Here is a 22,022-nt window from a genome sequence, read left to right on the forward strand (position 1 = left end):
GAAGGCGCATGCCGACGGCAAGATACAGGCTGTATATACCGGCAACGCGCAGCGCGCCAAACACAGCTAATCACTAAACCAGCAGCACAGTTGTAGGGTGCGCCGCGCGCACCAATGCCCCCGCGATGCAGCCTATGCCAGGGCGAGCGCCAGGGTCAGCAAAACTGCACACTCGACCAGCTCCAGCAGCGCCCCGGCGGTATCGCCGGTGGTGCCGCCCAGGCGGGCGAGGCAGGCGCGGCGCAGCAGGAAGAAAGCCAGCAGCGCAGCGCCGATGGCCAGCAACCCTGCCCAGCCAAAAAGCAGCATGAGCAGGGCGTTGCCAGCCAGTACCGCAGGCAGTTGCTGACGTGGCAGGTGTTCGCTGAGCGCCTGGCCCAGGCCGCCGGCGCGCACATAAGGGGTGGTGAGCAGCAGCAACGGCAACAACCCGCGTCCCAGCCAGGGCGCCAGCAACAGCGCACTCCACTGCCCGGCCTGCAGCAGTGCGACCAGGGCGGTGAACTTGAGCAACAGCAGCAATACCAGCACCACCACGGCGATCGGCCCGCTGCGCGGGTCTTTCATGATCGCCAGGGTACGCTCGCGGTCGCCATAACCGCCGACCCAGGCATCCGCGGTGTCGGCCAGGCCGTCCAGGTGCAGGCCGCCGCTCAGGCCGACCCACAGCGCCAGCAACAGTGCCGCCTGCAGCAAGACCGGCGCGCCGCTGAGCAGCAGCTGCGCCAGCAGCAACAGGCCGCCGAGCAGCAGCCCGACCGCCGGGTACCACAGCAGCGAACGTCCCAGCTGCCGGGGCGCCGGCATGCCCGCCAGGCTCACCGGCAGGCGGGTGAGGAACTGCAGGGCGATCAGCAGCGGCTCGGCCGGGCGCATGCTCAGGCTTCGCGCAGGCTCAGGTCGGCCGCAACCTGCAGGCGATGCAGCGCGCCGTGGCCGACCTCGACCTGCAGCAATTGCTGCTGCGGCAGGCCGCGAGCCTGGGCCAGCAGCAGGCGCATCACGCCGCCGTGGGTCACCAGCAGCACGCGCTGGCCGGCCAGTTCCTGCTGCAGGCGCTCGATGGCGGCCATCACCCGTGCGGCGAAGTCGCGCACCGGCTCGGCATTCGGCGGGGTGAAGTTGAACGGATCGTTCCAGAAGCTGCCCAGCGCCTCGGTGTCTTCGAGAAGGATTTGCGCGGCGTTGCGCCCTTCCCAGTCGCCGAAGTGCAGCTCGCGCAGATCGGCCTCGATGCGCAGCGGCAAGCCCTTGGTCTCGGCCAACTGGCGGGCGAAGGCCTCGCAGCGCTGCAGCGGCGAGCTGATGATCAGGTCCCAGTCGCCTTGTTCGGCCAGGGCCGCGTGCATCTGCTGCCAGCCGCGCTCGCTGAGGGCGTCGTCCAGGCTGCCACGAAAACCGTTGCCGCCGGTGGTCTCACCGTGGCGCAAAAGATCCAGCTGCAAACTCATCAACCTTGCTCCTGTACTGCTGCTTCAGAAAAAGTCGCCATCTGCCCGTGCAGGGCGCACGCCAGGCGCAACAACGGCACCGCCAGCGCCGCGCCACTGCCCTCGCCCAGGCGCAGGCCCAGTTGCAGTAACGGCTCGGCGTCGAGGGCAGCCAGCACGTGACGATGGCCCGGCTCGGCGCCGCTGTGGCTGAACAGCAGCCAGTCGGCCACGCCCGGATTCAGGCGCACCGCCAGCAGGGCCGCGACGCTGCAGATAAAGCCGTCGACCAGCACGCTGACGCCCTGCTGCGCGCAGGCCAGGTAGGCACCGGTCAGTGCGGCGATCTCCAGGCCGCCCAGGCGCTGCAGGCAATCCAGCGGTGCGCGGGCCTGACCGTGCAGGGCCAGGGCGGATTCGACGGCGCGGATCTTACGCGCCACACCGGCACTGTCCAGCCCGGTACCGGGGCCGACCAACTCGCTCAGCTGCTTGTCCAGCAGCACACAGGCCAGGGCGCTGGCCGCCGTGGTGTTGCCGATGCCCATCTCGCCGCCGATAAACAGCTGGCAGCCGGCGGCCGCAGCGCGCTCGGCCACCGCGCGGCCGACCTGCAGCGCCGCCAGGCACAGTTCGCCGCTCATCGCCGGCGCCTGGGTGAAATTGGCCGTGCCCGGCGCCAGTTGATGCTGGCAGACCCCGGCCATGGCCGGCGCCGGTTCGACCGTACCAAGGTTGTGTACTTCCAGAGTCGCGCCCAGCTGGCGGGCCAGCACGCTGATCGCCGCGCCACCGCCGGCAAAGTTGCCGAGCATCTGCACGGTCACCGCCTGCGGATAGGCCGACACGCCTTCGGCGACCACGCCATGGTCACCGGCGAAGATGCTGATCCACACCCGCTCCAGCTCGGGACGCACACGCCCCTGCTGGGCGGCCAGGCGTACCGCCAGCGGCTCCAGCTGGCCGAGGGCGCCGGCCGGCTTGGTCAGCTCGGCCTGGCGCCGCAGGGCCTGGGCGGCCACCTGCTCATCGAGCGGTCGGAAGCTCGCCTGCCACCAGAATGCATTCACAGGCGTTCTCCTTTCAGAACCATGGGCAGGCCGGCGACGGTGAATACCACCCGCTGGCTGCGTTCGGCCAGGGCCTGGTGCAGCCAGCCGGCTTCGTCGACATAACGGCGGGTAAGCTCGCCCAGCGGCACCACGCCGAGACCGGTTTCGTTGCTGACCAGGATGATCCGCCCCGGCAACTCGGCCAGGCACTCCAGCAGCGCCGCGCGCTCGGCTTGTAGATGCGCTTCGTCGTCCAGCATCAGCAGGTTGGTCAGCCACAGGGTCAGGCAGTCGACCAGCAGGCAGCGGCCCTCGCCCGCCTGCTCGCGCAGCACCCGGGCCAGCTCCAGTGGTTCCTCGACCAGCGCCCAGCCGGCCGGGCGCCGCGCGCGGTGCTGGGCGATGCGCTCGCTCATTTCGCCGTCCAGCGCCTGGCTGGTGGCAATATAAGTCACCGCCAGGCCGCTATCGGCCGCCAGCTTCTCGGCCAGACGGCTCTTGCCGGAACGGGCGCCGCCCAAAATCAGTTCAAGCATGAGCTCTCCCGTAGGGTGCGCCGTGCGCACCATTGATGGGGCTTGCGGTGCGCACGGCGCACCCTACGCCAGACCACACAGCTGGCGCAGCCTGGCGGTGTCCAGATGGGCCTCGACCAGATCGGCCAGGCGCTCGATATCGCGTTCGCGCAGGGCATGGTAGTCCACCGTCTGCACCTCGCGCAGGCCGGCCCAGCGCAGCAGCGCGCCACAGGCCTCGCTCGATTCGAACAGCCCATGCAGGTAGGTACCGAGCACCTGGCCATCGGCGCTCAGACCGCCGTCCGGCCGACCGTCATCCAGCCGCACCGCGCCATTCAGCCCGGCACCCGTGCTGACCCCGGCATGGATCTCGTAGCCGCTCACCGCCGCCTGCTCCAGGCACAACACGCCCTGCACATTGCGCAGTTGCTTCTCCGGCTCCAGCACGGTGGCAAAGTCCAGCAGGCCCAGGCCGGCGCTGCTGCCGGGCGCGCCTTCCAGGCCGTGGGGATCGTCGATGCGCGTGCCGAGCATCTGCAGGCCGCCGCAGATGCCGAGCAGCTTGCCGCCGTAGCGCAGGTGGCGGTCGATGGCCCCCGGCCAGCCTTGCTCGCGCAGGAAAGCCAGGTCGGCGCGCACGCTTTTCGAGCCGGGCAGGATGATCAGGTCGGCCGGCGGGATGGCCTGGCCGGGGCCGATGAACTGCAGGTCGACCTGCGGGTGCAGGCGCAGCGGGTCGAAGTCGGTGTGGTTGCTGATGCGCGGCAGCACCGGTACCACGATCTTGAGTTGTGTCCCGGCCTGGGTCACCTGGCGCGTGGCGACCGCGTCCTCGGCCTCCAGGTGAAAGTCCATCAGGTACGGCAGCACGCCCAGCACCGGCTTGCCGGTGCGCTGCTCCAGCCAGTCCAGGCCCGGCTGCAGCAGGCTGAGGTCGCCGCGGAAACGGTTGATCACGAAGCCCTGCACCCGCGCCTGCTCCGATGGGCTGAGCAATTCGAGGGTGCCGACCAGATGGGCGAACACGCCGCCCTTGTCGATATCGGCAATCAGGATCACCGGGCAGTCCACCGCTTCGGCGAAGCCCATATTGGCAATGTCACCGGCGCGCAGGTTGATCTCCGCCGGCGAACCGGCGCCCTCGACCATCACCACCGGGTACTGCGCGCTGAGGCGTTGGTGGGATGCCAGCACGGCGGCGCGCGCCGTCTGCTTGTAGTCGTGGTAGGCCACCGCGTGCATGTTGCCGATGGCGCGGCCGTGGATGATCACCTGGGCGCCGGTATCGCTGTTGGGCTTGAGCAGCACCGGGTTCATGTCGGTGTGCGGTGCGAGGCCAGCGGCCTGGGCCTGCACCGCCTGGGCCCGGCCGATCTCGCCACCGTCGGCCGTCACCGCGCTGTTGAGCGCCATGTTCTGCGGCTTGAACGGCACCACAGCGATGCCCTGGCGCTTGAGCCAGCGGCACAGGGCAGTCACCAGGGTGCTCTTGCCGGCATCGGAGGTGGTGCCCTGCACCATCAAGGTGGCAGCCATCGCTGTACTCATGCGAATTCCTCTTGCCAGGACTGCAACGCCTGCTCCAGCCGCTGCCAGCCGGTCTCGTCGGCGGGCAGACCGAAGCGCAGGCAGCGGGTCTCGGCGAACAGACGCAGGAGGATGCCGCGGCGGGCGAAGTAGCCGTGCAGGCCGACAGCATGCTGCTGCGCGACCAGCTGGAACAGTGCGGTGCCGCCCGCCGGTGCCAGGCCCTGGGCGCTGAGCAGCACGGCCAGGCGCAGACCGTCGGCCTGCAGACGTTCGCGCTGGGCCTGCTGGCCGACGCTGTCCTGCAGGATGGTGGTGGCGACCGCCCGCGTCGGGCCGCTGATGGTCCAGGGGCCGAGACGCTCGGTCAAGCGTTCCAGCAGGGTCGGTTCGGCCAGAACGAACCCCAGGCGGATACCGGCCAGACCGAAGAACTTGCCGAACGAGCGCAGCACGATCAGCCCCGGCAACTGGCTGAACGCCGCCAGGCTGTGCTCGGGGGTGCAGTCGATGAACGCCTCGTCCACCACCAGCCAGCCGCCGCGCTCGGCCAGGCGGGCGTGCCAGTCGAGCAGCTGTTGCGGCGCGAGCAGCCGCCCGGTCGGGTTGTTGGGGTTGATCAGCAGCAGCACATCCAGGCGTTCCAGGGCGCGGCCCACCGCGCCTTCGCCGAGTTCAGTGACCTGATGCCCTTCGCGGCGCCAGGCCTCAGCATGCTCGGCGTAGGCCGGCGAGACGATCCCCACTCGCCCCGGTCGGCGCAACTGCGGCAGGGCCTGGATCGCCGCCTGGGAGCCGGCCACCGGCAACAAGGCGGGCACGCCGTAGTAGTCGCGCGCCACCGCCTCCAGACCATCGTCCGGCTCGGGCAGGCGGCTCCAGGCCGTCGCCGCAATCGCCGGCAACGGCCAGCCGTAGGGCGCGATGCCGGTGGACAGGTCGAGCCAGTCGGCCAGGGCGATGCCATAGCGCTGCGCCGCCGCACGCAGGCGGCCACCGTGTTCAAGCAAGGTAAAGACTCCCGATTAGCAACAGCACCAGCCACAGCAGTACGCCGCCATTGACCAGATTGAGCGCCCGTTCGATATCCCGCGCCCGCGCCGCCGGGCCGGCGCCCAGCACCGGGCGCACATGCAGCTCGCCGTGGTAGGTCGCCGCGCCGCCCAGGCTGACGCCGAGGGCGCCGGCACCGGCGGCCATCACCGGACCGGCGTTGGGGCTGTCCCACTGCGGCGCCTGCTGGCGCCAGCAACGCAGGGCCAGGGCAGTGTTGCCGAGCAGTGCGTAGGTCAGTGCCACCAGGCGCGCGGGGATGTAGTTGAGGCCATCGTCGATCTTCGCCGCGGCCCAGCCAAAGCGTTCGAAACGCTCATTTCGATAGCCCCACATGGCATCCAGGGTATTGCTCAGGCGATACAGCACCACGCCCGGTGCACCGGCGACGAGGAACCAGAACAGCGCGGCGAACACTGCGTCCGAGCCGTTCTCCAGCACCGACTCGGTGCCGGCGCGGGCCACGCCCTCGCTGTCCAGCTCGGCGGTCTGCCGGCTGACCAGATAGCCGACGCGCTTGCGCGCCTCGGGCAGATCGCCCAGGCGCAGGGCCTGGGCCACCGGCAGCGCGTGCTCGCCGAGGCTGCGCAGGCCGAGGGCGGCGTACAGGGCCAGCACTTCCACCAGCCAGCCGAGATAGGGCAGGCGCGCCAGCAGCAGGCTGATCAGGGTCAGCGGCAGCACCGCCAGGCACCAGCCGGTAACGCCGTGGCTACGCCAGCCGTGACCACCACTGTTGAGGCGTTGTTCGATGCGTTGCGCCAGGCCGCCAAAGGCCACCAGCGGGTGCCAGCGTTTGGGTTCACCGAGCAGGCCGTCCAGGGTCACTCCGGCCAGGGTGGCCAACAATAGGCTCATTCGTGCCGCCCCCAGCTGTCGGTGAACAGCAGCTCCTGCAGCGGGCGCGGCGTGGCCCAGCCTTCCCGGACCAGCATCGGCTCGCGGTAGAACTCGGTGACCGGACCCAGGCAGAGAATCGCCAGCGGCTTACTGCCGGCCGGCATGTGCAGCAGCTCAGCCAGCGCCTGCGGCTCGAACAGCGAGACCCAGCCCAGCCCCAGGCCTTCGGCGCGCGAGGCCAGCCAGAGGTTCTGGATGGCGCAGGCCAGGGAGGCCAGGTCCATTTCCGGCAGGGTCCGGCGGCCGAAGATGTGTTTCTCGCGCTCGTCCATCAGCGCCACCACCAGCAGCTCGGCGCAGTCGCGGATGCCCTCGACCTTGAGCCGCATGAACTCGTCACTACGCTCGCCCAGCGCCTCGGCGGTGCGCACCCGCTCGGCCTCGACCTGGCCATGGATGGCCTCGCGCAGCACCGGGCGGGTGATGCGGATAAAGCGCCAGGGCTGCATCAGACCGACGCTGGGCGCCTGGTGCGCCGCCTCCAACAACCGCGCGAGCAGCTCCGGAGCCACCACACCACCGGCGAAGTGGCGCATATCGCGGCGTTCGGCAATGGCCCGGTACACCGCGGCACGTTCCGCAGGGCTGAAGGCATGCTCGCTCATGGCAACAGCAGCCCGGCGGCGGCCTGCGGGTTGGACGGCAGGTAGAAGTGGATATAGGAGGCGGTCAACCGACCCAGGCGATAGACCGCCTCGCTGGCCGGGCGCTGGTTCGGGCTGCTGCCACGCGCCAGTGGCTCGACGGGCGAGTCGAGCTGCGAATGGTGGTAGGTGTGGCCACGCAGCAGGCCTTCCGGCAGCTCTACTTGCTGCAGGCCAAGGGCCGCCATGCGCGGCTGCATCTGCGCCTGGCCGGGCAGCAGGCCGAGCAGTTCGGCGCTGTGCCCGGCCTTGTCGGTCAGGCGGTCGAGCAGGTAGAGCATGCCGCCGCACTCGGCGAGGATCGGCTTGCCGGCGGCCTGATGCACATGAATCGCCTCGCGCATCGCCAGGTTCTCGGCCAGCTGCTGCAGGTGCAGCTCCGGATAGCCGCCGGGCAGGTAGAGGCTGTCCACCGCGGGCAACTGGCGCTCGCTGAGCGGCGAGAAGAAGCACAGCTCGGCGCCGAGCCGGCGCAGCAGGTCGAGGTTGGCCTGGTAGAGAAAGGCGAACGCGGTGTCGCGGGCCACGCCGATGCGCACACCGGCCAGCAGCGGTTCGAGCGCTTCCTCCACCGGTGCGGCGAAGCACACCGGGTCCGGCAGGGCATCGCCGGCGCTGGCCAGCAGCGCATCGGCCGCCGCGTCCAGGCGCGAATCCAGATCGGCCAGCTCCTCGGCCTGGACCAGGCCCAGGTGGCGGCTGGGCAGCTCCAGCGCGGCGCTGCGCGGCAAGGCACCATACCAGCGGAGCGCCGGCGGCAGGCTGTCACGCAGGATCTCGCCATGCCGCGTGCTACCAGTGCGGTTGGCCAGCACCCCGGCGAACGGCAGGTTGTGCTGGAAGTTGGCCAAGCCATAGGCCATGGCGCCGAAGGTCTGGGCCATGGCGCTGCCGTCGATCACCCCCAGCACCGGCACCTGGAAGCGCCGCGCCAGGTCGGCGGCCGAGGGACTGCCGTCGAACAGCCCCATCACCCCTTCGATCAGGATCAGGTCGGCCTCGCCCGCCGCCTCCCAGAGCAGGCGCCGGCATTCGTCCTCGCCGACCATCCACAGGTCGAGCTGGTACACCGCCTGGCCCGAGGCACGGGCAAGGATCATCGGGTCGAGAAAGTCCGGCCCGCACTTGAACACCCGCACGCGCTTGCCGGCCCGCGTATGCAGGCGCGCCAGGGCGGCGGTGACGGTGGTCTTGCCCTGGCCGGACGCCGGGGCGGCGATCAGCAGGGCCGGGCAGTGACGAGCACTCATTAGAATTCGATGCCCTTCTGCGCTTTGACGCCGGCCTTGAAGGCATGCTTGACCAGGCTCATCTCGGTAACGGTATCCGCCGCCTCAATCATCCCCGGCAAGGCGCCGCGGCCGGTCACCACCACGTGCTGCGAGAGCGGCCGCGCCTCGATGTCGGCGAGCACCGCATCCAGCTCCAGATAGCCGTGCTTGAGGGCGATATTCAGCTCGTCGAGCACCACCAGGCCGATCTGCGGGTCGCTGAGCAACTGCACCGCCACTGCCCAGGCCTCGCGGGCCTTGTCGATGTCGCGCTGGCGGTCCTGGGTTTCCCAGGTGAAGCCCTCGCCCATCACGTGGTAGCTGACTTCCTCGGGAAAACGGCGGAAGAAGCTTTCCTCACCGGTGCTGGCGGCGCCCTTGATGAACTGCACCACACCGACCTTGATGCCGTGGCCAAGCGCACGGGCAACCATGCCGAAGGCCGAGCTGCTCTTGCCCTTGCCGTTGCCGCTGTGCACCAGCAGCAGGCCATATTCGTCCTGGGCCTGGGCGATCTTCTCGTCGATCAGCGCTTTCTTGCGCTGCATGCGCGCCTTGTGGCGTTCGTCGCGCGCGGCGGACTCGCTCATCTACAACTCCTCGCGACCGGCTGCGGCGCGCCAATGCACCGGCGCCACGACCTTCGATAGGCGCGGCGCCGAAACAGAATGGAGGCAGCAGCAGGACAACACGCGGGGAGGCCGAGCAGGCCCACCCACTCGCAAAGCCCGCCGCAATGCCGTGGATCGCTTCAGGCCGGTCTCCGGGCTTGTGAGCGGAGCCTTTGGCTCCCCGACCGCGCCTTCCCGTGCCGAATGACACAGTGGCTGGATGCGATCCTTGACTCACCTACCGTTGCGGGGGCAGCGCCGGATTCTTCGCGAGCGAATGTACCGGCTTCCCTGTTTCACCCCGTGGACGCGTCGCGACCGGGGCACCTGTTGCAAGGGGCGCAGGGTAGAAGGTTGGGGGGTGGAGCGTCAACGCTTGCGGCAGAGGGTCAGGCCATCGCCCAGCGGCAGCAGGGACAGGTCGAGGCGCCGGTCGCGTTTAAGCGTGCGGTTGAGCGCCTGGATCGCGCGGGTGTCGGCGCTGTCCGGGTTCTGCTCGAGCACCCGGCCGCTCCACAGCACGTTGTCGAACAGGATCAGCCCGCCCTGGCGCGCCAGGACCAGGGCGTGCTCCAGGTACACCGGATAGTTGGCCTTGTCGGCATCGATGAAGATCAGGTCGAAGCACTCGGCCTGCCCGCCGCGCTCCAGCGCGTTGAGGGTTTCCAGGGCCGGTGCCAGGCGTAGGTCGATACGTTCCAGCAGGCCGGCTTCCTGCCAGTAGCGGCGGGCGATGGCGTTGTAGTCGCCGGGCAGGTCGCAGCAGATCAGCTGGCCGTCGGCCGGCATGGCGGCGGCCATGCACAGGGCGCTGTAGCCGGTGAAGGTGCCGATCTCGAGAATCCGCTTGGCCCCGGTCAGCTGCACCAGCAGGGCCATGAACTGGCCCTGCTCGGGGGCGATCTGCCACTGAGCCGTGGCCAGCTGCGCCGTTTCGTCGCGCAGGCGCTTGAGTAGCGGCGTCTCGCGCAGGGATACATCCAGCAGGTACTGGTAGAGGTTGTCGTCGAGGGTGAGGGTGCGATTGGTCATGGCTGACGCGCCAGTTGCGCTGGCGCCAGCACGCGCTTGGCGCTGAGGTAGGCCTTCTGCCAGTAGGCCGTGCTCAGGGTGTCCAGGCGTACCGTGCCGCCGCTGGACGGCGCATGGACGAAGCGCCCCTCGCCGACATAGATGCCGGCATGGCTGACCTGGCCGCCACCGTTGGTGGCGAAGAACACCAGGTCGCCGCTCTGCAGGGCATTGCGGCTGACCGTCGGCGCGCGCAGGTTGATCATCTCGCGGGTCGAACGGGGCAGCTGGATGCCGGCCGAGTTGCGGTACACGTAGCCGATCAGGCCGCTGCAGTCGAAGCCGCCGTCCGGGGTGTTGCCGCCATAGCGATAGGGCGTACCGACCAGGCCGATGGCGCTCATCAGCACATCGTCGGCATTTTCGTTGCCCACGATGGGAAATGGGTCGACGGGGTAATCAGGAGAGGGCGAATGGCCGGCGCAGGCGGTGAGCAGCGCGGCGAGGGCTAGCAGGGCGAAGCGAGCCGTTACATGCATGGCGGGCGATCCTGGCCGGAATGCGCCCTACTCTGCCGCGCGCCGGGCACAGGTGCAAGCCCTGTGCCCGTGCAGGCTCAACGCTGGACCGAACGCTGAGCCTGCAGCTGCGGAGCCAGCGCCAGGGCGCGCTTGGCTTCCATGTAGCTGCGGTTCCAGTAGCTGTCGTCCAGGCTGTCGATGCGCACGCCACCGCTGCGGCTGCTGCTGGAGTGGATGAACTGGTCATCGCCCAGGTAGATGCCGGCATGACTGACGCGGCCACGGCCACGGTTGTTGAAGAAGATGATGTCGCCCGGCTCAAGCTCTTCGCGGGCCACCAGCGGGGCATCCAGGTTAATCATTTCGCGGGTCGAGCGCGGCAGCTTCATGCCGGCCTCTTCACGGAACAGGAAACCGATGAAACCGCTGCAGTCGAAGCCGGTTTTCACCGAGGTGCCGCCGAAACGGTACTTGGTGCCGACCAGGGACAGGCCCTGACTGAGGATGCTGTCTGCCAGCTGCGGCAGCGCATAGGGTTTGTCGTCGGTGATATCGGCCATCATCTGCTCGTCGGAGATGTACTCGACGGCTTCCGGCTCGACCGCAAGCTGCTCGATGGGCTGCTGCGGAACCTGGCCGGCACAGGCCGCCAGGAGACTGATCAGTGCAAGTGGCACGAGGGGTGCGAAGCGCTTCAGCATGGGCACGACCGTGTTTGTCTGGTTTTTATGAGGGGGCGACTATGCCCGCTGAAGACCAGGATTGCAAATTCAATGCCGAGAAATGTGACTCAGTAGTTCCGGCAAAACATCTAACGACCCCTGCATTATGTGGGCGTCCACCCAGCCACTGAGGTCAGTTGTCGCAGGGTTGATTTCCGCGGTGAAACCCCCGTTCCTGCGGGCCTGCAGCAGGGGCTCGACGATGTAGGGGAAGCTCGCCGTGGTGCCCACCGCCAGCACTACCTCGAAGCCCTTGCGCACCTCTTCGTAGAGTTTGCCGATGGCCTGCTCCGGCAGCATTTCCTCGAACAGCACCACCGGCGGGCGCAGGATGCCCCCACATTGGGCACAGCGTGGCGGCAAGGGCCGCTGCAGGTGCGCGGCCAGCTCGGGGTCCTCGGCCCCGCACGACTGGCAATACAGCGGCGCCAGCTGGCCGTGGATCTCGATCAGCCGCTCCAGCGGCGAGCCGGCCTGGCGGTGATAGCCGTCGATGTTCTGCGTCAGCACCCAGCAACCGGGCTTGCGCCGCTGCAGCTCGGCGATGGCCGCATGGCCGGCATTCGCTCGGGCACCCAGGCAGGCCTTGCCCAGCTCGGCCAGGTACTTCCAGCACAGCGCCGGGTCGCGCCGCAGCATCGGCCCGGACAGCGCCGCCTCGATCGGCAGGCCTTCGGCCGTCACACCGTTGTACAGGCCGCCGAGGCCGCGATAGGTGGGCAGCCCAGAGTCGGCGGACAGGCCGGCGCCTGTGATGACCAGAATGCGCTCGGCCCGCTCGATGGCCTGGGCGACGCGGATGATGTCCTGCTCCATCGCATTCTCCTGTTGAGCCCGTCGACCCTACGCCAGAGCCCCGCTTAATGGTTGACCGTATGCGCCAGCATCACCGACAGCTGGCACAGCGGCCGGCCGCTTTCGGCGTGCCACTGGTTGAAGGCCGCCTGCACGGTGGCCAGTTCCTTGAGGCTGGTCGGCGCCTTGTCGATGATTTCCTGGGCCTTGAGCGCCGCGACCATGTCGTCGGTGGGGATGAAAGTGTCCTTGCCGATCATGCGCAGCAGGCGCGGTGCCGACAGCCCGCCGAGCTGGCTGCCATGCTTGGCCAGGTACTTCCACAGGCCGACGATATCGGTCACCGGCCAGTCGGCGATCAGCGCGCCGAAGCTGCCTCTTTCCTTCTGCACGTCCAGCACGAACTGGGCGTTGCGCGGCACGCTCTTGAGCTTGCCTAGGTGGCGGATGATGCGCGCATCCTGCATCAGCCGCTCCAGGTGCTCGGCGCTCATCAGCGCCACCTTCTCCGGGACGAAGCCGAAGAACACTTCCTCGAAGGCCGGCCACTTGGCGTCCACCAGGCTGTGCTTGAGGCCGGCGCGGAACACCCGCAGGGCGATCAGCGACAGGTAGCGGTCGTCGCCCAGGGCGCGCAACTCGGCGTCGCTCTTCGGCTGCGGCAGCATGGCCTCCAGCGCCGCGGCCGAGCCGAAGCGGTTGAGGCAGTATTCGTGCAGCCATTGGTAGTCGCGCATGATCGGTCCTTGCTGCATTTCTCTGGTCGCACAGGTTGCCCGCAACCCCCACTGGCACGCAATATTCGCCGCCATGAACGATCCCGTGGAAAGCTTTTTCGCCCAGTGCCAGGCCGTGCTCGCCGGCGATACCGACCGGCTCGCTCGCCTGCAGGCGGCCGGCTTCGCTTGCCAGGCCGACTACTGGGCCTTCCGGCTGCCGCAGCTGCAGCAGTGGCTGGCGCCGCAGCTCGACTACCCGCGTTTTCGCCAGGCGCTGTACGCCAGCGAACTGAACACGCGATTGAAGGCACTAGGCGGCGAGATCGTCATAGCCGACAACCAGGGCAACAGCGACCTCAGTCTGTATTGCCTGCGCCGTCTTTCCTGAACAGGTGGCGAGTGGCCTCGGCATACAGCGCCGAGTCGGCGAACTCCTCGGCGCCCAGCACCCGGCCGACCAGGATCAGCGCGGTACGGCGAAAGCCCTTCGCGGCCACCTTGGCCTCGATGTCCGCCAGGGTGCCACGCACCCAGTCCTGATCCGGCCAGCTGGCGCGATGGACCACGGCGATCGGGCAATCGGCGCCGTAGTGCGGCAGCAGCTCCGTGACGATGCGCGGCAGGTGTTGCACGCCCAGATGGATGGCCAGGGTCGCGCGGTGGCTGGCCAGGGCACTCAGCGCCTCCCCCGCCGGCATGGGCGAGTTGTGGCCGTAGCGGGTGAGGATCAGCGTCTGCGATACCTCGGGCAGGGTCAGCTCGGCCTCCAGCAGCGCCGCACAGGCCGCCGTGGCGGTGACGCCGGGGACTATCTCGAAGGGAATCTGCAGCGCCCGCAGCTCGCGGATCTGCTCGCCGATGGCGCCGTACAGCGAGGGGTCGCCGGAATGCACGCGGGCCACGTCCTGGCCCCTGGCATGGGCCTCGGCCAGTAGCGTGATGATCTGCTGCAGATGCAGCTCGGCGGTGTTCACCACCTGCTCGGCGTTGTGGCCCTGCAACACGGCCACCGGCACCAGCGAGCCGGCATAGAGGATCACCGGGCAGCTGCGGATCAGGCGCTGGCCCTTGACGGTGATCAGCTCCGGGTCGCCGGGGCCGGCACCGATGAAATAGACGGTCATGGAAGGTTCCGATTCAGGCGCGGGCGATGGCCAGGGTGGCAGCGGTGCTGCGCCGTTTGCGGCACAGCAACGAGGCGGAGCGCCCCGTGCGTTCGACGGCACCAGCCAGGGCACTGGCCTCGGCCACGCTGGCGGCGCCGGTCAACTCGCGCACGAACTCCGAGCCTTCGCTCAGTTGCGACTCGTAGGGCATCAGTTGCTCGGCGGTGTAGAAATCCAGCGGCAAGCCGAGGCCGGCGGCCAGTTGCAGCAGCCCCGCCTCGCCCCGCTTGCGCGTGCTGCTGGCCAGGCCATCCAGCGCGCTCAGCGGCAGCGCGAACTGCTCCAGGGTCTTTTCCAGCAGCTCGTGCAGTTCGGCCGCCGTGCAGCCGCGACGGCAGCCGAGGCCGGCGATGATCACCGGATCAGGCATCCTGCCGGGCACCACGGGCGAAGAACCAGGCCGCAGCCAGACCCAGCGCAGACCAGAACAGCGCGTTAGTCAGCAGCGAGGCGAGGATGAACTCATGCTCCAGCGCCTCGGGCGCCAGGCTCTGGTGCACGTCCGGCTGCGGCGCGCCGATCAGGTGCGGCACGGCCAGCAGCACCAGGCCGACGCCACGCAGCGCCCAGTGGCGGGCGAAGGCGATCAGGCCCAGGCCGGCGGCGGTGGCGACAGCCGTGCCGACCCACCAGTACTGGCGCAGCAGCAGGTCGGCGGCGGCGGTGCCCGGCAGCTCCGGTGGCAGGCCGGCGGACGGTGCCAGGCTGAACACGGCGAAGCCGCCCAGGCCCCAGAGCAGGCCCTGCCAGGTGCGGCTCGGCGCACGCAGGCTGAACAGACCGGCCAGTATCAGGGCGGAACCGACAGCCACCACCAGGTTGCTCAGGCCGGTGGCCAGGGTGCGCTGCCAGCCATCTTCGGGCGACCAGGCCTCGCCGTCGTGGCCATGGCCTTCGTGCTCGTGCTGATGAGTGGCGGCCTGTGCCTCGTGGCTGTGCTCGGCCACCGGTTCGGCGGTTTCGAAGGTTTCCGCCTGCAGGATCAGCGGGGTGACCCACAGGCTCTGCAGCAGGGTCAGCACGATGGCGGCCAGCAGGCCGGCGAAGCCCGCGGTCTGGGCGATGCGTTTGAGCATGGCGGGCGGTCTCAGTGGCAGGGGAAGGCGGCGCTGTGGCGGGTATCGTGGGCGGCGTTGTGCATCGCCTCGATGGGCGAGAAACCGGCGAAGAAGATCAGCAGCGCGCCGAGTAGGCAGCTGCCGGCGGCGATGGCCAGACGTTTGGACAGCGGGAGCGAAACGGCGGCGGAGGACGACAGCGTACGGCTGGACATGATGAGCACCTTCCTGGGATGGGTATTCCGGCAGAAGGTCGCAGCAAGGAAATGGCCCGCCCTGGGCCATAAACCGGCGTACGCCCGCCCACCGCGGGTTGCCAACGAACCAGTTCAATGTCTGCTGCGCGTCGGCCCTGCTGCGTTAAAAGCAGGCTCGGATGCTCATGTACCGCTCGTACACTGCGCTTCCTCGCCTGCTTTTGCCTTGCATGGCGCTAGCTCGCGAGACCTTGAAAAGGTTCTAACGAAAGATTCAGGCCGGTCTCCGGGCTTGCGACGCCTTTGCAGGAACCGGGTCGGCCTTCCCATGCGCGAGGCACAGTGGCATTGGGGACCCGTCGATCGCTTACCGTTGCGGGGGCAGCGCCGGACTGGCCCACTCCACGCGGAGAAGGGCCCACCGGCTTCCCGTTTCACCTCGCGCACGGCGGCGAGAGGCACCTGAAACAGCTTTTCTAGAACATCACGAAGCCGCGCCCAGCGTCAACCGCGCGGTTGACCGCCCTCCGGGCACTGCGTAGCCTTACAGCCTTTCCGAGGTTCTTCTTCGCCAGCCGAAGAAGCTAAGAGGGAACAGGGTTCATGCCCTGGCTGCCCCCGCAACTGTGAACGGATGACATCCTTCGAAACGCCACTGCCCTGAATGGGTGGGAAGGCGAAGGATCAGGAGCCCCCCGGGCTCCACGCCGTGAGCCAGGAGACCTGCCTCGCAAACGTTTCGACAACCGGGCGGGGTGATCCGGTGGTGTTCGGCCCTCGCTCGTGCGCGCGGCCCCGCCCTGCCCGTCCGTCCCTTTCACGACGCTTCCGGGGCCGCCATGCAACCTCTCGCCAAACTTCCCGTCACCATAGTCACCGGCTTTCTCGGCGCCGGTAAAACCACATTGCTGCGCCACCTGCTGGCCCATGCCGGTGGCCGTCGCATCGCGGTGATCGTCAACGAATTCGGCGAGCTGGGCATCGACGGCGCCATCCTCAGGCAATGCGCCATCGGCTGCAGCGAGGAAGAGGCCGAAGGCCGCATCTTCGAACTGGCCAACGGCTGCCTGTGCTGCACCGTGCAGGAGGAGTTCTTCCCGGTGATGCGCGAGCTGGTGGCGCGCCGCGGCGAGCTCGACCATATCCTCATCGAGACCTCCGGCCTGGCCCTGCCCAAGCCGCTGGTGCAGGCCTTCAACTGGCCGGAAATCCGCACCGCCTGCACCGTGGATGCGGTGATCACCGTGGTCGACAGCCCGGCCGTGGCCGCCGGCACCTTCGCCGCCTTCCCCGAGCAGGTGGACGCCCAGCGCAGGCAGGACCCGAACCTGGATCACGAGTCGCCGCTGCACGAGCTGTTCGCCGACCAGCTGACCAGCGCCGACCTGGTGCTGCTGAACAAGACCGACCTGCTCGACGCCGCAGCCCTCGCCGCCGTGCGCGCCGAGGTGGCCGAGGAACTGCCGCCTGCGGTCAAGGTGATCGAGGCTCAGGGTGGCGAGCTGCCGCTGGACGTGCTGCTCGGCCTGAACTGCGCGACCGAGCTGCATATCGACGCCCGCCGCACCCACCACGACGAGGAAGACGAGGACCACGACCACGACCAGTTCGACTCCTTCGACCTGGTCCTGCCGGAGGCCGAGGAAGCACGCCTGCTGGCCGCTCTGAAGGACACCGTGGCCGAGCACGGCATCCTGCGCGTCAAGGGCTTCGCCGCCATCCCCGGCAAGGCCATGCGCCTGCTGGTGCAGGGCGTCGGCCAGCGCTTCGACCGCCACTTCGACCGCGCCTGGGGCGAAGGCGAAGCGCGCGTCAGCCGCCTGGTGCTGATCGGCCAGGACCTCGACCGCACCGCCATCGAGGCGCAGCTGCAGGCCGCGCTGGCCGGCTGACATGCACCTGCTGCGCGCCCAGGCCGGCGTCACCCTGCCGGCCGACAGCATCGCCGACCTCGGCCAGACCCCGGCCGAGCTGGTGATCCTCTGCACCGGCGACTCGCACCTCTCCTTGCTGGCCGAGGTGGCGCGCGAGCTGCCCGCGAACTTCCCCAGCCTGCGCCTGGCCAGCCCGGCGCAGCTGCCCAACCACGCCTCGGTGGATTTCCATGTCGAGCAGGTCCTGCGCCATGCCAAGGTCATCCTGATCTCGGTGCACGGCGGCGTCAGCTACTGGCGCTACGGCATCGAGCGCCTGGTCGAGCTGGGCCGCCAGGGCGCCAGGATCATCCTGGTGCCCGGCGACGACAGCCCCGATCCCGAGCTGACCAACTTGAGCAACGTGCCGGCCGAGGACAGCCAGCGCCTGTGGCAGTACCTGCGCCAGGGCGGCGCTGACAATGCGCGGCACCTGCTCTACTGCCTCGCCAGCCGCTGGCTGGACCGCGACTACCCCTGGAGCGAGCCACGCGCCCTGCCGCGCACGCTGATCCATCACCCGCGCCACAGCGAGGCAAGCCTCGAGCACTGGCGCGCCGACTGGCAGCCGGGCCGGCCGGTGGCGGCGTTGCTGTTCTACCGCGCCCAGGTGCAGGCCGGTAACACCGCCTTCGTCGACACCTTCTGCCAGCGCCTGCAGGCCCAGGGGCTCAACCCGCTACCCATCGCCGTGGCCAGCCTCAAGGAAGCCGAATGCCTGGCGCAGGTCGAGAACTGGCTGGATCAGGCCGAGGCGGCGGTGATTCTCAACACCACCGGTTTCGCCCAATCCAACCCTGAAGCACCACAGGAGCGGCTGTTCCGCCGCGACGTGCCGGTGCTGCAGGCGCTCTGCGCCTTGGACAGCGAAGAGCAGTGGCGGGCCAGCGCCCAGGGCCTGGGCCCGCGCGACCTGGCCATGCATATCGCCCTGCCCGAGCTGGACGGCCGCCTGATCACTCGGCCGATCAGCTTCAAGGGCGTGGCCGCGCGCAGCGAGCGCAGCCAGAGCGATGTGGTGCGCTACCGCCCGCACCTGCCGGGCATGGACTTCGTCGCCGAGCTGGCGCTGCGCTGGACCCGGCTCGCGGCCAAGGCCAACGCCGACAAGCGCATCGCCCTGATCCTGGCCAACTATCCGACCCGCGACGGCCGTATCGGCAACGGCGTCGGCCTGGACACCCCGGCCGCCGCGCTGAATATCCTGCGTGCCCTGCAGCAGCAGGGTTACCCGGTCGAAGGCCTGCCTAACGACGGCACCACGCTGATCCACCGGCTGCTCGGCGGCGTGACCAACGATCTGGACAATCTCGACCTGCGTCCCTGCGCCCAGAGCCTGGCGCTGGACGACTACCAGCGCTGGTTCGCCAGCCTGCCCGCGGCCAACCAGCGCGCCGTACTGGAGCGCTGGGGCCCGCCCCAGCAGGACCCGCTGTACCGCGGCGGCCGGCTGATGGTCGCCGGCCTGCGCTTCGGCCTGTGCTTCGTCGGCATCCAGCCGGCACGCGGCTACCAGCTGGATGCCGCGGCGGTGTACCACGACCCGGATCTGGTGCCGCCGCACGGCTATCTGGCCTTCTATTGCTGGCTGCGCACGGCGTTCGCTGTCGACGCGCTGATCCACGTCGGCAAGCACGGCAACCTGGAGTGGCTGCCGGGCAAGAGCGTCGGCCTGTCCGAGGCCTGCTGGCCGAGCGCGATCCTGGGTCCCTTGCCCAATCTCTACCCCTTTATCGTCAACGACCCCGGCGAGGGCGCCCAGGCCAAGCGCCGCACCCAGGCGGTGATCCTCGACCACCTGATGCCGCCGCTGACCCGCGCCGAGAGCTACGGCCCGCTGCGCGACCTGGAGCGCCTGGCCGACGAGTACTACGAGGCCAGCCAGCTCGACCCGCGCCGCGCCCTGGAACTGCGCGGCGAGATCCAGCGCAAGGTGCGCGAGGCCAGCCTCGACCGCGAGCTGGGCCTGCAGGTCAACGACGCCCCGGACAGCTGGCTGCCGCAACTGGACGCCTACCTGTGCGACCTCAAGGAATCGCAGATCCGCGACGGCCTGCACTGCTTCGGCGAATCACCGAGCGGACGCCTGCGCCGCGACACCCTGCTGTCCCTGGTACGCATCCCCCGTGGCGACGGCCAGGGCCGGCACGCCAGTCTGCTGCGCGCCCTGGCCCAGGACCTGGCGCTGGACTTCGACCCGCTGGGCGGCGAGCCGGCCGAGCCCTGGCACGGTCCGCGCCCAGATTGCCTGCAAACACTCAGCGATGAGCCTTGGCGCAGCCGTGGCGATACCCGTGAGCGCCTGGAGCTGCTGGCTCTGCAACTGATCGAACAGCCCGAATCGTCAGCTCCCGGCCCGGCCAGCGCCGCGGTGCTGAACGAACTGCGCGGCCATATCGCCCCGCTGCTGGATAGCTGCGGCACCGCCGAAATGCACGGCCTGCTCGCCGCCCTGCAGGGCCGTTTCGTGCCGCCGGGACCCAGTGGCGCACCCAGCCGCGGCCGCCTGGACGTGCTGCCCACCGGGCGCAACTTCTATTCGGTGGACGTGCGCCACCTGCCCACCCCCACCGCCTGGCGCATCGGCGTGCAGAGCGCCGAGCGCCTGCTCGAACGTCACCTGCAGGACGAGGGCGAGCATCTGCAGCGCCTGGGCCTGTCGGTGTGGGGCACGGCGACCATGCGCACCGGCGGCGACGACATCGCCCAGGCCCTGGCCCTGCTCGGCGTGCGTCCGGTGTGGCAGCCCGGCAGCCAGCGGGTCGAGCGCATCGAGGTGCTGCCGCTGGAGCAGCTCGGCCGCCCACGGGTAGACGTGACCCTGCGCGTGTCCAGCTTCTTCCGCGACGCCTTCGCCAACCTGATCCGCCTGTTCGATACGGCCGTGCAGGCGGTGGCGGAGCTGGACGAACCCGAGGACATGAACCCGCTGGCCGCACGCGTGTGGCAGGAAACCCTGAGCCATCAGGACCAGGGCCTCGATCCGGTCGAGGCGCGGCGCCAGGCCGGCTGGCGCATCTTCGGCGCCAAGCCGGGGGCCTATGGCGCCGGCATCCAGAACGCGGTGGAAGAACGCCTGTGGCAGACCCGCGCCGATCTGGCCGAGGTCTACCTGAACTGGGGCGGCTACGCCTACGGCCAGGACGCCGAGGGCCTGCCCGCCCGCGCGCAGTTCGCCGAACGCCTACAGCAGCTACAGGCCGTACTGCACAACCAGGACAACCGCGAACACGACATCCTCGACTCCAACGACTACTACCAGTTCCAGGGCGGCATGCTGGCGGCGGTCGAGACCCTGCGCGGCGCCAAGGCCGCCAGCTACTTCGGCGACAGCAGCCAGCCGGACAACCCGCGCATCCGCACCCTCAAGGAAGAACTGGGGCGCGTGGTGCGCGCCCGCGCGGTGAACCCCAAGTGGATCGCCGGGATGAAGCGCCACGGCTACAAGGGCGCCTTCGAGCTGGCCGCCACGGTCGACTACCTGTTCGGCTTCGACGCCACCAGCGAGCTGGTCGACGACCATCAGTACGCCCTGCTGGCCGATGCCTACCTGCTGGACAAGGACACCCGCGATTTCATCCAGCAGCACAACCCCGGCGCGTTGCAGGACATGCTAGAACGCCTGCTGGAAGCCCAGCAGCGCGGCCTCTGGCAGCAACCCGGCGACTACCGGGCGCAGCTGGAAAACCTGCTGCTGGATGCGGAGGAGTCCTGATGCCCTCAGCGCCCTGCCCGCAGCCGCTCGGCCGCCTCGCGCAGCATCGCCTCGGTGCCACTCCAGCCCAGGCAGCCGTCGGTGATCGACACGCCGTAGCGCAGCTCGGCGGACAACGCCTGGCAACCGTCGAACAGATGGCTCTCCAGCATCACCCCACGCAGGCTGGCGTCGCCGGCCAGGCGCTGGTCAAGCACATTGCGCAGCACCGCCGGCTGGCGCAGCGGGTCCTTGCCGCTGTTGGCGTGGCTGCAGTCGACCATGATGCGCGCGGCGATGCCCTGCTTCTGCAGGCTCGCCCGCGCCACAGCCACGCTGGCCGCATCATGGTTCGGCCCGCCATGGCCGCCGCGCAGCACCAGGTGGGTGTCCGGGTTGCCGGCGGTCTCGACCAGTGCCGGGCGGCCCAGGCCATCCACGCCGAAGTGCTGGTGCGGATGCGCCGCCGAGCGCATGGCGTCGCAGGCAATCGACAGGCTGCCATCGGTACCGTTCTTGAAGCCCACCGGCACATCCAGGCCGCTGACCAGCTCGCGGTGCACCTGCGACTCGCTGGTGCGCGCGCCGATGGCGGCCCAGCCCAGCAGGTCGTCGAAATAACCGGCCACCAGCGGCTGCAGCAACTCGGTGGCCACTGGCAGGCCGCGCTCGAGCATGGCCAGCATCAGCCGGCGCGACAGTTCCAGGCCGCCGGCCATGTCGCCGCTGCCGTCCAGCTGCGGGTCGTAGACCAGGCCCTTCCAGCCGATGGTGGTGCGCGGCTTCTCGACGTAGGCGCGCATCACCAGCAGCAGCTGGTCGCTCACATCAAAGGACAGCGCGGCCAGGCGGTCGGCGTATTCGAGGGCGGAAATCGGATCGTGCAGGGAACAGGGGCCGACGACGACCAGCAGGCGCGGGTCGGAGCCGTCGAGCACGGCGCGGATGGCCTCGCGCTGGGTCTGTACCTGGCTGGTGAGAGCGGCGGACAGCGGCAGGCGCTGGCGCAGATCGGTGGGGCTCGGCAGCGGCGTGGCGCGGCGGCGAGTGGTGGCTGGCGGCACGGCTGGTGCGCGCAGAGCGGTAACGGAAGCATTCATGGCGGTGGTCCTCGCCCGGCGTGGCCTCATGCCACGCGCGGCGCGCTATCTGGGTGTTCGACTGGAGTCTCTGTGGTGCGCGGCAGCGCTGCTAAATCGCCAGGCGGAGTTGCGGTAGCT

23 protein-coding genes and 3 riboswitches are annotated in these 22,022 nt (G+C 69.3%); of the genes, 3 read left to right on the forward strand and 20 right to left on the reverse strand.

Annotated features, from left to right (window positions below; genetic code table 11):
* Positions 1–132: 132 nt before the first annotated feature.
* The 15 genes from GV001_RS16190 to GV001_RS16260 form a co-directional block, all read right to left on the reverse strand.
* Positions 133–876 (reverse strand): adenosylcobinamide-GDP ribazoletransferase, encoded by a 744-nt coding sequence (locus GV001_RS16190; protein ID WP_160081633.1) that lies wholly within the window; start codon positions 874–876, stop codon positions 133–135.
* A 2-nt stretch (positions 877–878) separates the two neighbouring features.
* Complete coding sequence (cobC, locus tag GV001_RS16195; protein ID WP_160081635.1) at positions 879–1,451, reverse strand: alpha-ribazole phosphatase family protein; 573 nt, start codon at positions 1,449–1,451, stop codon at positions 879–881.
* Positions 1,451–2,500 carry a nicotinate-nucleotide--dimethylbenzimidazole phosphoribosyltransferase gene (gene cobT, locus GV001_RS16200; protein WP_160081637.1) on the reverse strand — a complete coding sequence of 350 codons (1,050 nt, stop codon included), beginning with the start codon at positions 2,498–2,500 and terminating at the stop codon, positions 1,451–1,453. Before cobT ends, cobC begins: the two co-directional genes overlap by 1 nt.
* The gene (gene cobU / locus GV001_RS16205; protein ID WP_160081639.1) at positions 2,497–3,018 is read right to left on the reverse strand and encodes a bifunctional adenosylcobinamide kinase/adenosylcobinamide-phosphate guanylyltransferase; all 522 of its coding nucleotides are present in this window, start codon (positions 3,016–3,018) and stop codon (positions 2,497–2,499) included. The genes cobT and cobU overlap by 4 nt, the downstream gene beginning before the upstream one ends.
* 63 nt (positions 3,019–3,081) lie before the next feature.
* Positions 3,082–4,536 (reverse strand): cobyric acid synthase, encoded by a 1,455-nt coding sequence (locus GV001_RS16210; protein WP_160083436.1) that lies wholly within the window; start codon positions 4,534–4,536, stop codon positions 3,082–3,084.
* Positions 4,537–4,544: 8 nt separating this feature from the next.
* Positions 4,545–5,537, reverse strand: a complete 993-nt coding sequence (cobD, locus tag GV001_RS16215; RefSeq protein WP_160081641.1) for a threonine-phosphate decarboxylase CobD — start codon at positions 5,535–5,537, stop codon at positions 4,545–4,547.
* Positions 5,530–6,438 (reverse strand): adenosylcobinamide-phosphate synthase CbiB, encoded by a 909-nt coding sequence (cbiB, locus tag GV001_RS16220; protein WP_160081643.1) that lies wholly within the window; start codon positions 6,436–6,438, stop codon positions 5,530–5,532. Before cbiB ends, cobD begins: the two co-directional genes overlap by 8 nt.
* A complete protein-coding gene (gene bluB / locus GV001_RS16225) occupies positions 6,435–7,085 on the reverse strand; it encodes a 5,6-dimethylbenzimidazole synthase (protein ID WP_160081645.1) in 651 nt (216 codons plus the stop codon). Before bluB ends, cbiB begins: the two co-directional genes overlap by 4 nt.
* Positions 7,082–8,374 carry a cobyrinate a,c-diamide synthase gene (locus GV001_RS16230; RefSeq protein WP_160081647.1) on the reverse strand — a complete coding sequence of 431 codons (1,293 nt, stop codon included), beginning with the start codon at positions 8,372–8,374 and terminating at the stop codon, positions 7,082–7,084. The genes bluB and GV001_RS16230 overlap by 4 nt, the downstream gene beginning before the upstream one ends.
* Entirely contained in the window at positions 8,374–8,985 is a 612-nt protein-coding gene (gene cobO, locus GV001_RS16235; protein ID WP_160081649.1) for a cob(I)yrinic acid a,c-diamide adenosyltransferase, read from the reverse strand. Before cobO ends, GV001_RS16230 begins: the two co-directional genes overlap by 1 nt.
* A 146-nt stretch (positions 8,986–9,131) precedes the next feature.
* Positions 9,132–9,352, reverse strand: a riboswitch (cobalamin riboswitch).
* Between the two features lie 23 nt (positions 9,353–9,375).
* Positions 9,376–10,038, reverse strand: coding sequence for an O-methyltransferase (locus GV001_RS16240; RefSeq protein ID WP_160081651.1), 663 nt, complete (start codon positions 10,036–10,038; stop codon positions 9,376–9,378).
* A complete protein-coding gene (locus GV001_RS16245; protein ID WP_160081653.1) occupies positions 10,035–10,556 on the reverse strand; it encodes a C40 family peptidase in 522 nt (173 codons plus the stop codon). Before GV001_RS16245 ends, GV001_RS16240 begins: the two co-directional genes overlap by 4 nt.
* Positions 10,557–10,633: 77 nt before the next feature.
* Positions 10,634–11,239 carry a C40 family peptidase gene (locus GV001_RS16250; RefSeq protein ID WP_160081655.1) on the reverse strand — a complete coding sequence of 202 codons (606 nt, stop codon included), beginning with the start codon at positions 11,237–11,239 and terminating at the stop codon, positions 10,634–10,636.
* A 69-nt stretch (positions 11,240–11,308) separates the two neighbouring features.
* On the reverse strand, positions 11,309–12,076 hold the full coding sequence (locus GV001_RS16255) for an NAD-dependent deacylase (RefSeq protein ID WP_160081657.1): 768 nt from the start codon (positions 12,074–12,076) through the stop codon (positions 11,309–11,311).
* Positions 12,077–12,120: 44 nt separating this feature from the next.
* Entirely contained in the window at positions 12,121–12,792 is a 672-nt protein-coding gene (locus tag GV001_RS16260; protein ID WP_160081659.1) for a DNA-3-methyladenine glycosylase I, read from the reverse strand.
* 73 nt (positions 12,793–12,865) lie between these two features.
* Between GV001_RS16260 and GV001_RS16265 the strand changes: the two genes are divergently transcribed.
* Complete coding sequence (locus GV001_RS16265) at positions 12,866–13,162, forward strand: hypothetical protein (protein WP_160081661.1); 297 nt, start codon at positions 12,866–12,868, stop codon at positions 13,160–13,162.
* Here the strand turns inward: GV001_RS16265 and cobM are convergent.
* Genes cobM through GV001_RS16285 form a run of 4 tightly spaced genes read right to left on the reverse strand, consistent with a single transcriptional unit; the run spans position 13,131 to position 15,213 of the window.
* On the reverse strand, positions 13,131–13,898 hold the full coding sequence (gene cobM / locus GV001_RS16270; RefSeq protein ID WP_160081663.1) for a precorrin-4 C(11)-methyltransferase: 768 nt from the start codon (positions 13,896–13,898) through the stop codon (positions 13,131–13,133). The two genes, GV001_RS16265 and cobM, sit on opposite strands and share 32 nt — an antisense overlap.
* 13 nt (positions 13,899–13,911) lie before the next feature.
* Positions 13,912–14,310 carry a cobalamin biosynthesis protein gene (locus tag GV001_RS16275; RefSeq protein WP_160081665.1) on the reverse strand — a complete coding sequence of 133 codons (399 nt, stop codon included), beginning with the start codon at positions 14,308–14,310 and terminating at the stop codon, positions 13,912–13,914.
* Positions 14,303–15,016, reverse strand: a complete 714-nt coding sequence (locus tag GV001_RS16280; protein WP_160081667.1) for a CbtA family protein — start codon at positions 15,014–15,016, stop codon at positions 14,303–14,305. The genes GV001_RS16275 and GV001_RS16280 overlap by 8 nt, the downstream gene beginning before the upstream one ends.
* Before the next feature lie 11 nt (positions 15,017–15,027).
* Entirely contained in the window at positions 15,028–15,213 is a 186-nt protein-coding gene (locus tag GV001_RS16285; protein WP_160081669.1) for a CbtB-domain containing protein, read from the reverse strand.
* Positions 15,214–15,454: 241 nt separating this feature from the next.
* Positions 15,455–15,676, reverse strand: a riboswitch (cobalamin riboswitch).
* Positions 15,677–15,736: 60 nt separating this feature from the next.
* A riboswitch (cobalamin riboswitch) is annotated at positions 15,737–15,941 on the forward strand.
* Between the two features lie 93 nt (positions 15,942–16,034).
* Between GV001_RS16285 and cobW the strand changes: the two genes are divergently transcribed.
* Together cobW and cobN are read left to right on the forward strand one after the other, a co-directional pair.
* Complete coding sequence (gene cobW / locus GV001_RS16290) at positions 16,035–17,087, forward strand: cobalamin biosynthesis protein CobW (protein ID WP_160081671.1); 1,053 nt, start codon at positions 16,035–16,037, stop codon at positions 17,085–17,087.
* Position 17,088: 1 nt separating this feature from the next.
* A complete protein-coding gene (gene cobN, locus GV001_RS16295; protein ID WP_160081673.1) occupies positions 17,089–20,823 on the forward strand; it encodes a cobaltochelatase subunit CobN in 3,735 nt (1,244 codons plus the stop codon).
* Positions 20,824–20,828: 5 nt separating this feature from the next.
* On the opposite strand, the gene GV001_RS16300 is transcribed toward cobN, so the two are convergent.
* Complete coding sequence (locus GV001_RS16300; RefSeq protein ID WP_160081675.1) at positions 20,829–21,902, reverse strand: 3-deoxy-7-phosphoheptulonate synthase; 1,074 nt, start codon at positions 21,900–21,902, stop codon at positions 20,829–20,831.
* Positions 21,903–22,022: the final 120 nt, after the last annotated feature.

This window comes from Pseudomonas sp. 8AS (assembly GCF_902506505.1).
Taxonomy (GTDB): Bacteria; Pseudomonadota; Gammaproteobacteria; order Pseudomonadales; family Pseudomonadaceae; genus Aquipseudomonas.

Bases quoted from the DNA above. Each gene is read 5' to 3' on its own strand.
- GV001_RS16190 (WP_160081633.1), bottom strand. From the start codon at position 876: ATGCGCCCGGCCGAGCCGCTGCTGATCGCCCTGCAGTTCCTCACCCGC.
- cobC (WP_160081635.1), bottom strand. From the start codon at position 1,451: ATGAGTTTGCAGCTGGATCTTTTGCGCCACGGTGAGACCACCGGCGGC.
- cobU (WP_160081639.1), bottom strand. From the start codon at position 3,018: ATGCTTGAACTGATTTTGGGCGGCGCCCGTTCCGGCAAGAGCCGTCTG.
- GV001_RS16210 (WP_160083436.1), bottom strand. From the start codon at position 4,536: ATGGCTGCCACCTTGATGGTGCAGGGCACCACCTCCGATGCCGGCAAG.
- cbiB (WP_160081643.1), bottom strand. From the start codon at position 6,438: ATGAGCCTATTGTTGGCCACCCTGGCCGGAGTGACCCTGGACGGCCTG.
- bluB (WP_160081645.1), bottom strand. From the start codon at position 7,085: ATGAGCGAGCATGCCTTCAGCCCTGCGGAACGTGCCGCGGTGTACCGG.
- GV001_RS16230 (WP_160081647.1), bottom strand. From the start codon at position 8,374: ATGAGTGCTCGTCACTGCCCGGCCCTGCTGATCGCCGCCCCGGCGTCC.
- cobO (WP_160081649.1), bottom strand. From the start codon at position 8,985: ATGAGCGAGTCCGCCGCGCGCGACGAACGCCACAAGGCGCGCATGCAG.
- GV001_RS16240 (WP_160081651.1), bottom strand. From the start codon at position 10,038: ATGACCAATCGCACCCTCACCCTCGACGACAACCTCTACCAGTACCTG.
- GV001_RS16245 (WP_160081653.1), bottom strand. From the start codon at position 10,556: ATGCATGTAACGGCTCGCTTCGCCCTGCTAGCCCTCGCCGCGCTGCTC.
- GV001_RS16250 (WP_160081655.1), bottom strand. From the start codon at position 11,239: ATGCTGAAGCGCTTCGCACCCCTCGTGCCACTTGCACTGATCAGTCTC.
- GV001_RS16255 (WP_160081657.1), bottom strand. From the start codon at position 12,076: ATGGAGCAGGACATCATCCGCGTCGCCCAGGCCATCGAGCGGGCCGAG.
- GV001_RS16260 (WP_160081659.1), bottom strand. From the start codon at position 12,792: ATGCGCGACTACCAATGGCTGCACGAATACTGCCTCAACCGCTTCGGC.
- GV001_RS16265 (WP_160081661.1), top strand. From the start codon at position 12,866: ATGAACGATCCCGTGGAAAGCTTTTTCGCCCAGTGCCAGGCCGTGCTC.
- cobM (WP_160081663.1), bottom strand. From the start codon at position 13,898: ATGACCGTCTATTTCATCGGTGCCGGCCCCGGCGACCCGGAGCTGATC.
- GV001_RS16275 (WP_160081665.1), bottom strand. From the start codon at position 14,310: ATGCCTGATCCGGTGATCATCGCCGGCCTCGGCTGCCGTCGCGGCTGC.
- GV001_RS16280 (WP_160081667.1), bottom strand. From the start codon at position 15,016: ATGCTCAAACGCATCGCCCAGACCGCGGGCTTCGCCGGCCTGCTGGCC.
- GV001_RS16285 (WP_160081669.1), bottom strand. From the start codon at position 15,213: ATGTCCAGCCGTACGCTGTCGTCCTCCGCCGCCGTTTCGCTCCCGCTG.
- cobW (WP_160081671.1), top strand. From the start codon at position 16,035: ATGCAACCTCTCGCCAAACTTCCCGTCACCATAGTCACCGGCTTTCTC.
- cobN (WP_160081673.1), top strand. From the start codon at position 17,089: ATGCACCTGCTGCGCGCCCAGGCCGGCGTCACCCTGCCGGCCGACAGC.
- GV001_RS16300 (WP_160081675.1), bottom strand. From the start codon at position 21,902: ATGAATGCTTCCGTTACCGCTCTGCGCGCACCAGCCGTGCCGCCAGCC.